Raw genomic sequence first — 14,335 nt, 5'->3', positions numbered from 1 at the left:
CCCTGGTTCTGTTCATTATATCTGCTGATTCCGGACCCAATGGTTCCGGTGAGATAACAGCAGGTATTCTGTCTATTATCGCATATATTGGCTATCTGTCAGCATAGCAATGCCGGGCTCCTCTGTAGGGAGTCCGGCATCAGCAATCTTTGGTATATATTTTTATTCGGGCATCTGGCTCTGGATCAGCCATTCCCGGCACTCCGGCCACCAGAGGTCGTATTGGGACGATTCTCGGTGTCCCATATTCGGAATAAGCGTCACAGCTACAGTATTACGATGATCCGGATACATATCCGCCATTTCTGCCTGGAAGCGCAGTGCGCCATCTGGCGGTACATGGGTATCCTCTTCTCCGCATATAAAGTGAATCGCGGGATGATGATTATAAGCAGGCAGATGTGTCAGCGGGTTCAGCTGATTATACCAGTAAGCAGCATAGGCATCCGGCTCACCAGCAGGAACGGGCGTACCCGGTTGACGAATATCTTCCATGTCAGGACGCAGCCAGTCCGGCGTCGCGACAACTGCCGCCACTTTATGAATTCGGCTATCAATGCCAGCAGCGGCGACAGCGATATCGCCGCCCATCGATAATCCTCCTATTTGCACATAAGGATCTACCTTCAGCTCGTGAATAGCCCAATCGATAACACGCAGGGTATCTACCGTTGTCTGTCCCAGAATGGGCCACATATAGCGCCGAAAATTGCCAAATACTCTCTCGAATAAATCTTCTTCATTATCTGGACGGCGTTCACCATGCTGCCAGGCATCCAGACTGACCGCAACAAATCCTAGTCCTGCCAGCTCTTCCAGCATCGGTTTCATCGTTTCCTTGGAACCGCCAAATGGATGCAGCAGCATAACCAGTTGTCGACGCGAGGGGCTTATTTCCGGTTCCGACCACAATACAGGGATATGATCTACCCATGCAGAGCGGGTAACAACAGACTGTTGCTCATTCATTATGTAACCTCCTTGATCGCCCAGTTGTACTGAACCGGACCATGTTATGATTTCGCTTGCATATGCTTTATCTACCACTACCTCTCTTCTCCTTAATCGAAACATTCCATGTCAAAAAGCCTTTTCCGGCAGCTGATCCTGTAGATGCAGGCCACTGCCGGAAAAGGCTATATATTATTTATGGCTATATTCTCTGTTATTAAACGAGCTTTTGCAGTGCTTCTGGATTGAACATTTCGATTTCATCCGTACGATTCTCGCGGACTTTGTTCGGCCAGGCCGGATCGCTGATCAGTGCACGTCCTACCGCAATCAGATCAAACTCCTGATCTTCCAGCTTGCGCAGCAGCGGATCAATATGTGCTGCCGGATCGTCTTCCTCTACCTGTTCTGCACGGTTGGCAAACTCGGATTTCAGACCGACAGATCCGACAGAAATCGCCGGTTTGCCAGTCAACTTGCGTGTCCAGCCTGCCAGGTTCAGCTCGGAACCCTCAAATTCCGGCAGCCAAAAGCGCCGTGTCGATGCATGGAAAATATCTACACCTGCTTCGACGAGCGGCTGCAACAGCTGTTCCAGCTGTTCAGGCGTCTCGGCGAGGCGTGCTTTATAATCGGACATTTTCCACTGGGAGTAGCGGAAAATAATCGGGTAATCCGGCCCTACGGCTTCGCGGCAGGCTTTTACCACTTCAACTGCGAATGTTGTGCGGCCTACCAGATCACCGCCATAGCGGTCGGTACGCTGATTCGTACGCTCCCAAAGGAATTGATCCAGCAGGTAACCGTGTGCTCCATGCAATTCGACCGCATCGAATCCGATACGCTTCGCATCGGCAGCAGCCTGTGCATATGCCTGAATAAGCTGCTGAATCTCTTCTTCGGACAGCGGTTCATTGACTTTGTTGCCTGACAGATCCAGTCCGGATGGTCCTACCGGAGCGGCTTCGGGATTCGGTTCGTCTCCCGGTTTGCGCGCCATACCAACATGCCAGATCTGGGGTGCTATTTTACCGCCTGCTTCATGCACGGCTTCAACGACCTTTTGCCAGCCAGCGAGTGCTTCTTCGCCATGGAAAAGAGGAATACTCGCTCCACTTACCGCTGAAGGATGATTGATGGCTGTGCCTTCCGTAATAATCAGACCTACACCACCTGCAGCACGAAGACGGTAGTATTCTGCAACATCGGGTCCAGGTACACCACCCGGTGAGAAGCCGCGTGTCATCGGCGCCATAACGACCCGATTACTTAGTTCCAGCTTCTCGCTTTGGAAAGGTTTGAATAAGGATTCTGTGTTCATGTTAACGTCCTCCTTGCATATGATGGATTACTAGATTATTTTTCGTAACAACAATACCTTAGCATAGTGAAATATGTAAATCAAACCGGCAGACGTCGAATGACCGGTACCGGATGATCCAGAGTTACATGATACAGATCCGGGTTGGTCATGGCTTCCCATTCGGTAAATCCGAACTGTCTATCCCACGATCCCAGCAGCAGCGAAATCAGATTCCCGTGCGAGACAATCGCAGGACGATGATATCCCTGCTCCTGCAGCTCGTTAATAACCCGGATTGCACGTTCTGTAGCGGCTCGGCTCGATTCACCGCCTGGATAGCATAGCTCATGATCTTCGTAGGTACGGCGGAGCCTATCGCGCCACTGCGACGAATCTTCTCCGCACAGCACACGCTCGATCAGTCGTTCGTCCGTTTTTATTTCCAATCCGAGCTGCTCGGCCAGAGGCTGAACTGTACGATATGCACGTTCATACGGGCTGGTCACAATACTATCCAGATCCTGCAGCACAGGCAGCCTGGTTAGCGCCTGTGCCTGCTGATATCCCCGCTCGGTCAGCGAAGCATCCGGAGCCTGTCCTTTTGCTTCACAATGACGAATAATATAGATTTCGGGCATCCCAATGATCCTCCTTTGGTCAGCCGGCCTGTTCATGGTTGCAGAGCCGGCTGATCCGATGTCTTGTATAGATATAATCAGATATGGTACAGCCTGTCTGTTAGCAGGCTGGATTTTAATATTATTTGTATTTATGGGCTATGGATGAAATGAAAACGATATATGTCCCTGTTACCCCAATCCATGTGCTGCTGCATAATTGCCCCAGTGCGGCTTCCGTCCATCCCTATCCGTGAATCCATAATCGTCGGACAATCCCCAGCTGGATAATGCCTGCCCCGATTTGGCTATCACGTATGGATCGGCTGCCAATGAAGCGATCGCCCTGCCGACAAAATAAGGCGTCTCCGATTCGCTAAAATGCTCGGCATGCAGCTTGCCACTACGCATAGCATCCTGCCAATGCTCCTCTGTCACCCCAAAGTAATCCAGCATCTCCTCGGAGCGCAAAAATCCTGGTGTCACCGATACAGCCGCTACATTATATGGACGAAGATCGGCTGCCATCGCTGCTGCCATATGAATCGGTGCAATTTTGGCCAGACTGTAATACAAGCTGCCCCGATAGGCATAATCGATCCCGTCCGTCACTTCGATGATTATACCGCTCCTCCGCGCCACCATCAAAGGCGCTGCATAATGACTCGTAATCAAATGTGTTTTCAGCACACGATCCTGTATCAGCAGTCCGTTGGCCAGTGAATGCTGCCAGAACGGCGTTTCCCACTCTGTCAGCTTCTCCCCGCCCCAGATATCATTTACCAGAATATCCAGCTGGCCGTTCTGCTCGTCCGTGATACGCTTCATCAGATATTTTACCTGCTGCTCGTCCGTATGATCGACCTGTATGGCAATACCCTGTCCACCATGTGCCGTCACCAATTCGGCGGTATCTTCAATCGTCTCGCTGCGGTTTAGATCGGAAGGCTGACCGCGTACACTTCGTCCAGTGCAGTACACGGTCGCACCTGCTTCTCCAAGCATCGCTGCAATTCCGCGCCCGGCTCCGCGCGTCGCTCCGGCTACCAGTGCCACTTTGCCAGTCAGATCTTTGATTATTGAATTCATGCTTTTCACTCCTTTGTTTGGTGGGTACGGGATCGTACGCTTTTAGCATACCGGCTATATATGTCATCTTGTGTCTTATATAATAGTAGCGAATAGCCTGATTTCCCTCTACTTGCCGAACCGATCAGGCAACCCATTTATGTACCTGGAAAGGAGAAACAAAAGATGAGAGCCGATCGTCTGCTGCGCATACTGTTACTTTTGCAAAATGAAGGGCAAATGACTACCCGGCAGCTGTCAAAAACGTTGGAAGTCTCTGCTCGTACTATTGTACGGGATATGGACGCTCTCAGCACTTCGGGCATACCGGTCTATGCCGAACGCGGCAGTCAGGGAGGCTGGAAGCTGACTGAGGGGTACCGTACCCGGTTAACCGGTATCAAGCCGGAAGAACTGGGTTCCCTACTGCTGTCTTCCCATCCGCAGCTGCTCGCTGATCTGGGTATCCAGCAATATTTTGACGATGCCCTGCAAAAGCTGCTGGCTGCCCTGCCTGCCAATGCTGCACAGACTGCCCGAATGATCCGTTCCAAAATCCATATCGACGGTGCGGGCTGGCATGAACATAACGATACGCTGTCACAGCTGATGACGATTCAGGAAGCATTATTTACCGAACAAAAGCTGAAGATCCGCTATCAGAGAAATAATGAAATGGCCGAGCGCATACTGTGTCCGCTCGGACTGGTCGCCAAGCGTTCGGTCTGGTACGTTATTGCTCGGGTGGATGATCCCGGACAGGAAATGCGAACTTACCGGGTATCCAATATCGCGGAAGCGATCATGCTGGAGCAGCATTTCACTCCCCCGTCCGATTTTAATCTGCAGGAGTACTGGGAGCAATCTACCCGCCAGTTCAAAAACAGTCTACCCCGGTATCCTGCCCGTATTCGGGTATGTACAACTATTCTGCCTCAACTGGAAAAGGAACGCTATATCCGAATTGACGCTGTTCAGCCCTGTGCCGACCAATCAGACTGGTATGAGCTCGATGTTCAATTTGCCACGCTGGAACATGCTTGCAGCATGATGCTCGGCTGTGGCGGTTCGGCTATTGTACTGTCGCCGGAAGAATTGCGGCAGCATATTGTGCTGCAGGCAGCCTCTATTCAGGCAAACTACAATTTTTGATAAAATGCTGTACTCTCTCTGACCCTTAGTTCGAAATTAAAGAGTTGTCATATTATGATAAAGAAAGGTTGGTGTAGCGACCAGAAAATACTACTGTACTGATACTTTTATCAAACTGAATTTTGCAGGCTGGATATCGTTCAGATTAGTATAGAACAGCCAAAAGCCGGGAAAATCCCAAAGGATCTTCCCGGCTTTTTTTAAAATATTTTCACAATATATTCGGATATTCGCCATACTCTGCTTATGGAGTTGGTGTACCGCCATTGGCATTGAGTGTCTCACCACTTACGTAGCTGGATTCCTGACTGGCCAGGAATACGTAGGCTGGAGCCATCTCTACCGGTTGACCCGGACGTGCCAGCGGCGTTTGGGAACCAAAGTCTTTGAGTGCTTCTTCCGGCTGTCCGCCAACTACCTGCAGTGGTGTCCAGATTGGACCCGGTGCCACTACGTTGACACGGATACCTTTTTCAGCAACCTGTTGAGCCAGTGCTTTACTGAATGTGTTGATTGCAGACTTGGTTGTCGCATAATCCAGCAGGATTGGTGAAGGATTATAAGCCTGAATCGACGATGTATTAATAATGCTGCTGCCTGGCTTCATATGCTTGATTGCTGCTTTGCACAACCAGAACAGAGAATATACATTGGTTTTGAACGTATGATCAAATTGCTCGGTTGTCAGATCAGCGATTTCCGGTACGAACTGCTGCTTACCAGCTACATTCGCCAGAATATCAATACCGCCGAGTTCTTTGACAGCAGTCTCGATGAGTTGTACGCAGTACTGCTCGTCTTTGAGATCTCCTGGTACAGTAACGGCTTTGCGTCCTGCTTCTTCGATCAGCTTGACTACTTCCTGTGCGTCAGCTTCTTCTTCCGGCAGATAGGATAGTACCACGTCTGCTCCTTCGCGGGCATACGCAATAGCTGCCGCGCGCCCGATACCGCTGTCTGCACCGGTTACAACGGCTTTGCGTCCGGTCAGACGACCTGTACCACGGTAACTGGTTTCTCCCGAATCAGGAACAGGTGTCATGTCTTTCTGCAGTCCCGGTTCCGGCTGCTGTTGTTGATACTCCGGTCCAGCTTTCGGATACTGTGTAGTTGGATCTTGCATTGTGTATTGATCGGCCATGATATAATTCCTCCTCTGAATGGTGTGAATAAGTTACTTTAAATAGCATCATTTATAAAATCTCTCAACTCTTTTTATGTAACCGTCATGGCACTTCGTTAAACGGAGCGTTGTGCATTTTGGTACAAATACGTGTACTTGCCTGTATATCGGCTATCTAATGAGAACGTATACAATCAAGTTAATACAAGGATGTATTGTGATTTTGTTTATGGTACGATAGGAAATATGGGATTTATTGGATATTTAGAAAGGTATACTATAAACATCCTGCTCGTAACAGAAAAAAAATGATGGGAGAACACAGCTATGTACCTGCTTACTGGTTTTGTTATATTCTCTATTGCTATTATTGTTTATGCACTAATTGCTATTTTTGCTGCACGTTATCTGATAGGCAAACTGGACAAACGTGGTATCCGGCATTCGAATATTGTATTGGGTGTCGGGCTTCCTATTGCTGCCTGTCTGATTTTTCTGTCTTTCTGGTGGAAATCGCCTTTGCAGCTTTTTTTACTGGTCCCTTTATGTCTGGTCATCGGACGGCTATGGCGCGATTACCGTAAGATCGAGAAACTTGAGCAGAGTTAAAATGTGTATGCAGCAGTTATATGTATAGCAAGTATATGTATTTTACATAGGTCATTTAGAACGAGTTAATATTGCAGCACACCATGAAAAATACTGGAGCCGAATTGCCTGTATAGTCAGGTAATTCGGCTCCGGTATTTGAATTGCATTTTGTTATGCGGGTGATTAATCAGGTATACTCCAGACAGATTACTGCTTTTTGCAGAGATTCCTCATAAAACAAATACAGCCCATCCGCTCCATAAGCCTGAAAATAATAACCGGTGAGTGCTCCAATATACAGAAAGACGCTACCATCCGGACGTTGCGGCACATACAGCAGATTGGTAGACTCAAAAGTACGATATTCTTCCTCTGAATCACTATGCTCCAGAAACATCTTTTGCATATGTTCGGAGCGCAGATCCAGATCGTCTAGCAGTCCGTTAATTTCGGGATAATCGATTCCCCATCCCTTGTCCCGATAGGATTGCATGGAGTTCACCACTTCTTGCACAGATTGCATCGGCTCATCGGATGAATACGGATGAACTTTTTGGTGCTGTTTATAAAATTGCTTTCTCGCTTCATAGTCCTGCTCATTCTCGGTATAGACCGTCTTCAGGGCATCTATCTGATTTTTGACTTTTTTCAGCTTGAGATATTGCTTGTCACCAGCCGCTTTGAGTTGGTCGTACTCGGCATTGACCTGCTCTTCCTGTTCAATCAGAAAATAATTCCAGTCCCCGGCAAATTTGTATTTGCCGCCGATCACCTCAAAAGCAACCGTATCTTCACGCAGCCATTCCGTATGGAATGAAGAAGTCATCTGACCCACATTACCTTCGTAGATTTCTTTGAACGATACAAAATGAACCCACTGATCCTTTTCCGGAAAAAGACATTTCAGATTAATCGAACAAAGCGGTAAAAAATGTCGACGATGCCGCTCGATATCTTCTGCGAATACCTCTTCATATTCTGGAAAAGCACGAATATATTCTTCGGAAATATACATATATACACTCCTTTATCTTTCAATCCTTTTATTGTAGCATGTGTATTCAGCCTACTCAAAAAAGCCTTCCGGTATCGTGTCCGAAAGGCTTTTACAGTATAAAAGAGTTATAGAGTGTCAGCGACATCATTATCTATTCGCTTATAGTCAGCAGAATACTTCTTCAGATTCCTGTAGATCAGAACATAGGCAGAATATATTTGATCAGGAACCACAGTACCAGACCGAGAATAATAATATAGGCTGCATATTTGATAAACGTCGATGCTACCATACCGGAGTCGGATCTGCGCTCTACCCGTACCTCTCTTTTATCCACATCCACATTACGATTTTCATTCATGATTGGTTCGCTCCCTTTTGGGCCTGAGGCCTTAGCTTAGTTGGTAAATCAAATTTGAGATTTATTACACCCATTTGTTACTCGTGAATCGCTTTGTAATCATGAATATCTAAAATTTCCACAAAAAAAGCAGGACTCCTATAAATAGAAGTCCTGCTTGATCGGATACTGTCTAGCTGCTTTATTTCAATTGCACCGGTAAACAAGATATTAACTGTAACTTAATCAGCTATAGCTTACAGGGTGCTGGTATCAATAACAAAGCGATAGCGTACATCGGAAGCCAGTACACGCTCATATGCTTCATCAATCTGATCCGCAGAAATAATCTCGATCTCGGGAACAATATTATGCTCGGCACAGAAGTCCAGCATTTCCTGTGTTTCCCGGATGCCGCCAATCATCGATCCAGCAAAGGAACGACGCTGACTGATCAGCGAGAATACGTTGAGTGACAACGGCTCGGCAGGCGCACCCACATTGACAATCGTGCCATCGAGCGCGAGCAGCGAGATATAGGCATCGATATCGATTTTGGCACTGACCGTGTTGATAATCAGGTCAAAGGTACCGGCAAGATTCTGGAAAGTCTCCGGATTGCTGGTCGCATAATAGTGATCTGCACCAAATTTCAGTCCATCGTCTTTTTTGCTCAGGGATTGGGAAAGTACAGTAACTTCCGAACCCATAGCATGAGCAATCTTGACGGCCATATGGCCCAGACCGCCCAGACCAACAACCGCTACCTTTTTGCCAGGACCTGCATTCCACGTGCGCAGTGGGGAATACGTAGTAATACCTGCACATAGCAGAGGAGCTGCATGCTCCAGACTGATATTGTCCGGAATACCCAGTACAAAGTCTTCGGTAACGACAATATGGGAAGCGTAGCCGCCCTGGGTAGGTTGACCATATTTATCTACACCCGCATACGTAGGTACATTGCCTTTATGACAGTATTGTTCTTCGCCTTTTTTGCAGTTCGCGCATTCGCGGCAGGAATCGACCATACAACCGACGCCAACACGGTCACCAATTTTGTACTTGGTCACTTCGGAACCAACAGCTGTTACGATACCGGCAATCTCATGTCCAGGAACGAGCGGATAATTAACCGGTCCCCATTCTCCACGTGCAGTATGAATATCGGAATGGCAAATGCCTGCAAATTTAATCTCAATCAGTACGTCCTGGGTATCCAGATCGCGACGTTCAATAGTCATCGCCTGGAACGGCTGGTCCGCTCCATCGACTGCTCTTACTTTGGCTGTAACCATGAATAAAACCTCCTATGCCTCTATGCTTATTATACTGCTGATAATCATCATTGATTGATTAATCAACATCTGTTAATAATTATATATAACAGACCCTGATCCACAATAGTTAAATGGAATCAATTTGTTGAATAATCAACAAATTGCGCAAAACTGTTAATTATCTTTTGAAAGGCCGGGTGAATAAACGATGAACAAAGTAGACCGAAGAATAACCAAAAGCCAGACCGCTATCAAAAATGCGCTAATTGAACTAATGGGTGAAAAAAGCTTCGATAATATCAGTATTCAGGATATCGCTGATCGCGCCAATGTGAATCGGGGCACTATTTATTTGCATTATATGGATAAATTCGACTTGCTCGACAAGATCATGGAAGAGCATATTCAAAATTTGGGAGACTTTTGCGATTCTGCTGCCGATATGGATTTTATCGAATCCACAGTTCATTGCATGGAATATTTTGAAAGCAACTACAAATTCTTTTCCACAATGCTCGCCAGTGAAGGTGCTGTCTATTTCCGCAGTCGGTTTCTCCAATTTAATATCGAGGAATTCCGAAATGACGTAGATATTACTTCTGGCAAAAACGATGGTCAGAACGAAGAAATCGTTGTGCAGTTTGTCGCTAATGGTTACGTAGGGATCGTCGAGTGGTGGCTTAAAAACGGTATGCCCTATCCCCCTCGTATTATGGCCGACAAAGTAGGCGAGCTGCTGGAACGCATTGTATAACTGTTGATCTGGATGCTTCCAAAGCAGGATTGACCTTGGCATTTTGAATCATTATCGTAACTCCATCCAGCTCTGGAGATACTGACCTGTAAATGTTCGGCAATGCAGGGCAACATGCCAATCACGCCCATCTCCGTATTAACAACACCGAAAGATCGAATGTAAGAATAAGAGTAGTAATCGATTGGAGCTGGTCATTTTTATACTCCTCACTCGCTTCTTAAAGTTACTTGTTATCGTGTATTACTCAACACATATTTATTATTATAGAAGGCTGACCAGAGTTGACCATTGTCAGTTTTGTTTATTATGTTGATTACTGAATATATTCGCCTAAATTGTTGATTATTTATCACCTTGAAAGTAACGAGAATAGCAATTTATATGCAGCAGCCTAAGTTTAGACCGACACCTTATAACAATTAAAAAGGAGATATGTATAAATGAGAAAAACACTGATTACATACGATACCAGCCAGCTCCCTATATCCTTGCAATCCTATATGAACGACGCTCCTATTTACGATAGCAGTTCTTCCGAGAATGCCAGAACGCTTTTTATTGACGGCGCTCCTTCCTTATTCCTCAAAATCAGTGCCAAAGGAACACTGGAACGGGAATATCGCATGACTGAATTTCTGCATGCTCATCAGATGGCTCCACGCGTAATAAAGTATATAAGTGATGACACTCATGATTATTTATTAACGGCAGCGGTTCAGGGAGCAGACGGTGTCGATCGCCATCATATCAACGATCCCGAGCAGCTGGCTGCTGCATTTGGCCGGCATCTGCGCAGGCTGCATGAGCTGCCTCTGACCGGGTGTCCATATCCCGGCAGAAGTGCAGAGATTCGTCAGGAAGCAATAGACAGTGGTATCCCAGCTTCTTTATTGGAAGAACCAAACTATGTACCTATCGATAATGTAATTATTCATGGAGATTATTGTCTGCCTAATGTGATTATGGAGAATTATCATTTACGCGGATTTATTGATAGTGGTTACGGTGGTATCGGAGATCGCAATTATGATATTTACTGGGGATTATGGACACTCAAGTACAATCTGGACACCGAGCAGTATCATGATATATTCATGGAGGCTTATGGAAAAGATGATGTGAATATGGATGGTGTGCATTATTTCAGCCAACTGGTGGACTGGACAGAATAATATTGCACGCTGATTCATAACACAAAAAAACCGCAGAATACGGATCTGCGGTTTTTTGCATATTATTTTTGCTGTTTGAAACGGATCTCTTCCAGGTACAAACCTTCAGCTTCTGCCATGCCGCCGGTCTGCAGGCGTTCTTTGGACAGAATGATGCCGGGGATTTCCTCTGCTTTCTTTTCTCCAAGACCTACTGCAATCAGCGTACCAACCATTTTGCGAACCATATTGTACAGGAAACCGTTACCGCTCACCCGAAATTCGATAAACCCGTCCTTTTCCTGTATATCCAGCGCATGGATTGTACGGACCGAATCCTTTTTCTTGGACTTGGCATTCGCATAAGCAGTAAAATCATGCTCACCGATAAAATGGACCGCTCCTTGACGCATACGCGTAATATCCAGCGGCTTCACCACATGCATGCTGTATTTGCGCATAAAAGGATGACTGTACGCACGGTTCCATACTTTGTACAAATAGGTCTTGTCTGTCGCATGAAAACGGGCATGAAACTGCTCATCTACCTGCTCTACCCGGATAATGCTGATATCCGGCGGCAGATAATGATTCAAAAAGCTCATAATGCGCTCTTCGGTCAGCTCCTGACGGGTCTTGAAGTTGGCGACCTGCATCAGTGCATGTACACCTGCATCTGTACGGCTAGAGCCGATAATTTCGATCTCTTCTCCGGTCAGTACAGAGATCGCTTTCTCGATCTTGCCTTGTATCGTATTATCGCTATCACCCAGACGCTGCCACCCTTTGTAGCGGTCACCGTCGTATTGGATCGTTAATTTGTAGTTATTCATATTGGCTCCTTATGGCAAATTGGCTGTACTGCCTACTATAGAAAAAGGGAGAATCCTGCTTGTCCCCTGTCTTCTAACTGTACCATAAGCTGTCTGTTCAGCCTATCTGCCTTTTGCCAATACCAAATACGTAATATCCTATAATCACGATGCCGATAAATACTGCTCCTACAATCAGCGACATATTGGTATCCGGATTGAACCACATGCCAACCAGCACCAATGCCAGGAAAATAATCACGATATAGTTACTCACCGGGAAAAACAGCGATTTGAAACGATGCTCCTGCATCTGCTCTTTCCACTGCTTGCGGAAGCGGAATTGACTGAATGCCATAGCAAACCATGGCACCATGCCCGGCAAAATACTCGCGCTATAAATATAGAGGAATAGTTTGGAATCCGGGAACAGGTAGTTGAACAATACCCCAATCAGCAGTAGTGCAATAGTCGTCAGAATACTGTTGCGCGGTACGCCGCTTTTGGATACTTTACCAAAGAACTTCGGTGCCTGCCCATTCTGGGCGAGAGTGTACAACATCCGTCCTGCACTGTAAATACCGCTGTTGCAGCCTGACATCGCAGCCGTCAGCACTACAAAGTTAATAATCCCTGCTGCTGCCACGATACCTACCTTGGCAAATGTAAGTACAAATGGGCTGCCATTTTGTCCTACTTCATTCCATGGATAAATCGTTACGATAATAAAAATGGCACCTGCATAGAAAATAAGGATACGCCAGATAATATTTTTTATTGATTTACGCAGGGTTTCTTTTGGATTCTCGGCTTCACCTGCAGTAATTCCGATCATCTCTATCCCCTGATAAGCTGCCGTGACAATACAGAGCGCAAACAGAAATCCTTTGAGCCCGCCAGCAAAGAAACCGCCATGACTGTATAAATTTGACAATCCGATCGGTTCGCCGCCATTACCAAGTCCAAAAAATATCATCCCGGTGCCCAGAATCAGCATGAATACAATAGCTACAATCTTGATCATGGCAAACCAGAATTCAAATTCACCGTAGAATTTGACCGCGGCCAGATTGGCTGCTGCAATAATCCCTACGCCTGCCAGTGCCGGCAGCCATTGCGGAATATCAGGAAACCAGTATCCCACATAGATACCGATAGCAGTGACTTCTGCCATTCCGACAGTTACCCACAGGAACCAGTAGCTCCACGCAGTGACAAACCCGGCCAGCGGGCTGATATATTTATGGGCAAATGTTGCAAATGAACCGGTTACCGGCTCCATAATCAGCATTTCGCCCATCATCCGCATCACAAATAACATGATGATGCCTGCCAGCAGATAAGCCAGCAAAACGGAAGGTCCGGCCCATTGAATCGTACTCGCCGACCCCATGAACAGCCCTACACCAATTGTTCCCCCGAGTGCAATCAATTCAATATGTCTTGCTTTTAGTCCTCTGTTCAATTGTTTGGCTTCCAACGAAAAACGCCCCTTTACCATGCTTAAAATAGCCCTAATTGTAAACGCGTTAATGCAATACAGAATCGCATTGCCACATTGTAATGTAACATAAGATGTAATTTCAATAGGCCAGATCACAGGTGAAAGCGCATTTTGATCTTTTACAGAACACAGTGTCTATGTCACGTGGACAAATCGAATATTTTGTCTATCTGTTATTTGTCTAACGATGTTGTTATTTATGTACTTAATTTTATACAGGATGTATCTTTATCGATTTCTTTTACTGGATGTATATGTAAATCCAATCCGGCATGTTCTCGTATAAACCGCTTTTTATTTATATCCAAATAATTAGAATACCAAATAAAAACACAATGTCCATTATAGACGGACATTGTGAACAAATTGTGACATTATAGATAAAGCGCTTTAATCTATTCTGGTTTGTTTCGTTCCTGTTTTAATGGAAAAAGGCAACGATGATCATTGTAACCGCTCCTACGACAATTCCTCCAAATCCAAAGTAGCCAAACCAGCGAATCGGTGCCGGGATAGTAGACATCTCTACCGAGTGACGAGGAACACCGACTACAGTATGATAATGCTCCGTAACACTGTTAAATGATGTCACTTCATGGCTTTCCGTCTGCTCAAGCTGCTGTTGATCGCATTTTTCGGTTTTCATAAAAGAGCTCCTTTTCAATAGAATAGCGACATGGACTTTTGAT

15 protein-coding genes are annotated in these 14,335 nt (G+C 46.1%); 4 read left to right on the top strand and 11 right to left on the bottom strand.

Annotation, left to right across the window (positions count from 1 at the left end):
- Nucleotides 1-162: 162 nt before the first annotated feature.
- The 4 genes from AR543_RS12085 to AR543_RS12070 all read right to left on the bottom strand — a co-directional run bounded on the left by AR543_RS12085 (nt 163) and on the right by AR543_RS12070 (nt 3,960).
- Nucleotides 163-969, bottom strand: a complete 807-nt coding sequence (locus tag AR543_RS12085) for a dienelactone hydrolase family protein (protein WP_060534714.1) — start codon at nt 967-969, stop codon at nt 163-165.
- 199 nt (nt 970-1,168) lie between these two features.
- Nucleotides 1,169-2,272, bottom strand: a complete 1,104-nt coding sequence (locus AR543_RS12080; protein ID WP_060534713.1) for an NADH:flavin oxidoreductase — start codon at nt 2,270-2,272, stop codon at nt 1,169-1,171.
- A gap of 80 nt (nt 2,273-2,352) precedes the next feature.
- The gene (locus AR543_RS12075; RefSeq protein WP_060534711.1) at nt 2,353-2,892 is read right to left on the bottom strand and encodes a histidine phosphatase family protein; all 540 of its coding nucleotides are present in this window, start codon (nt 2,890-2,892) and stop codon (nt 2,353-2,355) included.
- Between the two features lie 171 nt (nt 2,893-3,063).
- Entirely contained in the window at nt 3,064-3,960 is an 897-nt protein-coding gene (locus tag AR543_RS12070; protein WP_060534709.1) for an SDR family oxidoreductase, read from the bottom strand.
- 165 nt (nt 3,961-4,125) lie between these two features.
- Here AR543_RS12070 and AR543_RS12065 point away from each other — a divergent pair, with 165 nt between their 5' ends.
- Nucleotides 4,126-5,091: a helix-turn-helix transcriptional regulator gene (locus AR543_RS12065; protein ID WP_060534707.1), complete on the top strand. Its 966-nt coding sequence runs from the start codon at nt 4,126-4,128 to the stop codon at nt 5,089-5,091.
- A 244-nt stretch (nt 5,092-5,335) separates the two neighbouring features.
- Here AR543_RS12065 and AR543_RS12055 read toward each other — a convergent pair whose 3' ends face one another.
- The gene (locus tag AR543_RS12055; protein ID WP_060534703.1) at nt 5,336-6,232 is read right to left on the bottom strand and encodes an SDR family oxidoreductase; all 897 of its coding nucleotides are present in this window, start codon (nt 6,230-6,232) and stop codon (nt 5,336-5,338) included.
- Nucleotides 6,233-6,541: 309 nt separating this feature from the next.
- Here AR543_RS12055 and AR543_RS12050 point away from each other — a divergent pair, with 309 nt between their 5' ends.
- Entirely contained in the window at nt 6,542-6,823 is a 282-nt protein-coding gene (locus AR543_RS12050; protein WP_060534701.1) for a hypothetical protein, read from the top strand.
- A gap of 169 nt (nt 6,824-6,992) precedes the next feature.
- Here the strand turns inward: AR543_RS12050 and AR543_RS12045 are convergent, their stop codons facing one another.
- The 3 genes from AR543_RS12045 to AR543_RS12040 form a co-directional block, all read right to left on the bottom strand.
- On the bottom strand, nt 6,993-7,820 hold the full coding sequence (locus AR543_RS12045) for a hypothetical protein (protein WP_060534698.1): 828 nt from the start codon (nt 7,818-7,820) through the stop codon (nt 6,993-6,995).
- A 178-nt stretch (nt 7,821-7,998) separates the two neighbouring features.
- Nucleotides 7,999-8,163, bottom strand: a complete 165-nt coding sequence (locus tag AR543_RS24535) for a hypothetical protein (protein ID WP_017815028.1) — start codon at nt 8,161-8,163, stop codon at nt 7,999-8,001.
- A 236-nt stretch (nt 8,164-8,399) separates the two neighbouring features.
- The gene (locus AR543_RS12040; protein ID WP_060534696.1) at nt 8,400-9,440 is read right to left on the bottom strand and encodes an NAD(P)-dependent alcohol dehydrogenase; all 1,041 of its coding nucleotides are present in this window, start codon (nt 9,438-9,440) and stop codon (nt 8,400-8,402) included.
- Between the two features lie 190 nt (nt 9,441-9,630).
- Here AR543_RS12040 and AR543_RS12035 point away from each other — a divergent pair, with 190 nt between their 5' ends.
- Nucleotides 9,631-10,176 (top strand): TetR/AcrR family transcriptional regulator, encoded by a 546-nt coding sequence (locus AR543_RS12035; RefSeq protein WP_060534694.1) that lies wholly within the window; start codon nt 9,631-9,633, stop codon nt 10,174-10,176.
- 443 nt (nt 10,177-10,619) lie between these two features.
- Nucleotides 10,620-11,351 (top strand): aminoglycoside 3'-phosphotransferase, encoded by a 732-nt coding sequence (locus tag AR543_RS12030; RefSeq protein ID WP_060534692.1) that lies wholly within the window; start codon nt 10,620-10,622, stop codon nt 11,349-11,351.
- Between the two features lie 62 nt (nt 11,352-11,413).
- Here the strand turns inward: AR543_RS12030 and truA are convergent, their stop codons facing one another.
- The 3 genes from truA to AR543_RS12015 form a co-directional block, all read right to left on the bottom strand.
- Nucleotides 11,414-12,163 carry a tRNA pseudouridine(38-40) synthase TruA gene (gene truA / locus AR543_RS12025; RefSeq protein ID WP_060534690.1) on the bottom strand — a complete coding sequence of 250 codons (750 nt, stop codon included), beginning with the start codon at nt 12,161-12,163 and terminating at the stop codon, nt 11,414-11,416.
- 97 nt (nt 12,164-12,260) lie between these two features.
- Nucleotides 12,261-13,622: an amino acid permease gene (locus AR543_RS12020; RefSeq protein ID WP_060534687.1), complete on the bottom strand. Its 1,362-nt coding sequence runs from the start codon at nt 13,620-13,622 to the stop codon at nt 12,261-12,263.
- Nucleotides 13,623-14,067: 445 nt separating this feature from the next.
- Nucleotides 14,068-14,292 carry a hypothetical protein gene (locus AR543_RS12015; RefSeq protein WP_060534685.1) on the bottom strand — a complete coding sequence of 75 codons (225 nt, stop codon included), beginning with the start codon at nt 14,290-14,292 and terminating at the stop codon, nt 14,068-14,070.
- Nucleotides 14,293-14,335: the final 43 nt, after the last annotated feature.

The organism is Paenibacillus bovis (assembly GCF_001421015.2).
Taxonomy (GTDB): domain Bacteria; phylum Bacillota; class Bacilli; order Paenibacillales; family Paenibacillaceae; genus Saccharibacillus; species Saccharibacillus bovis.
Note: the sequence above shows the minus strand (reverse complement) of the source record. Positions and strands in the feature narration are given on the sequence as shown.

Coding starts and splice junctions, on each gene's coding strand:
- AR543_RS12035 (WP_060534694.1), top strand. CDS start 9,631: ATGAACAAAGTAGACCGAAGAATAACCAAAAGCCAGACCGCTATCAAA.
- AR543_RS12015 (WP_060534685.1), bottom strand. CDS start 14,292: ATGAAAACCGAAAAATGCGATCAACAGCAGCTTGAGCAGACGGAAAGC.
- AR543_RS12045 (WP_060534698.1), bottom strand. CDS start 7,820: ATGTATATTTCCGAAGAATATATTCGTGCTTTTCCAGAATATGAAGAG.
- AR543_RS12050 (WP_060534701.1), top strand. CDS start 6,542: ATGTACCTGCTTACTGGTTTTGTTATATTCTCTATTGCTATTATTGTT.
- AR543_RS12040 (WP_060534696.1), bottom strand. CDS start 9,440: ATGGTTACAGCCAAAGTAAGAGCAGTCGATGGAGCGGACCAGCCGTTC.
- AR543_RS12065 (WP_060534707.1), top strand. CDS start 4,126: ATGAGAGCCGATCGTCTGCTGCGCATACTGTTACTTTTGCAAAATGAA.
- AR543_RS12070 (WP_060534709.1), bottom strand. CDS start 3,960: ATGAATTCAATAATCAAAGATCTGACTGGCAAAGTGGCACTGGTAGCC.
- AR543_RS12080 (WP_060534713.1), bottom strand. CDS start 2,272: ATGAACACAGAATCCTTATTCAAACCTTTCCAAAGCGAGAAGCTGGAA.
- AR543_RS12075 (WP_060534711.1), bottom strand. CDS start 2,892: ATGCCCGAAATCTATATTATTCGTCATTGTGAAGCAAAAGGACAGGCT.
- AR543_RS24535 (WP_017815028.1), bottom strand. CDS start 8,163: ATGAATGAAAATCGTAATGTGGATGTGGATAAAAGAGAGGTACGGGTA.
- truA (WP_060534690.1), bottom strand. CDS start 12,163: ATGAATAACTACAAATTAACGATCCAATACGACGGTGACCGCTACAAA.
- AR543_RS12055 (WP_060534703.1), bottom strand. CDS start 6,232: ATGGCCGATCAATACACAATGCAAGATCCAACTACACAGTATCCGAAA.
- AR543_RS12030 (WP_060534692.1), top strand. CDS start 10,620: ATGAGAAAAACACTGATTACATACGATACCAGCCAGCTCCCTATATCC.
- AR543_RS12085 (WP_060534714.1), bottom strand. CDS start 969: ATGAATGAGCAACAGTCTGTTGTTACCCGCTCTGCATGGGTAGATCAT.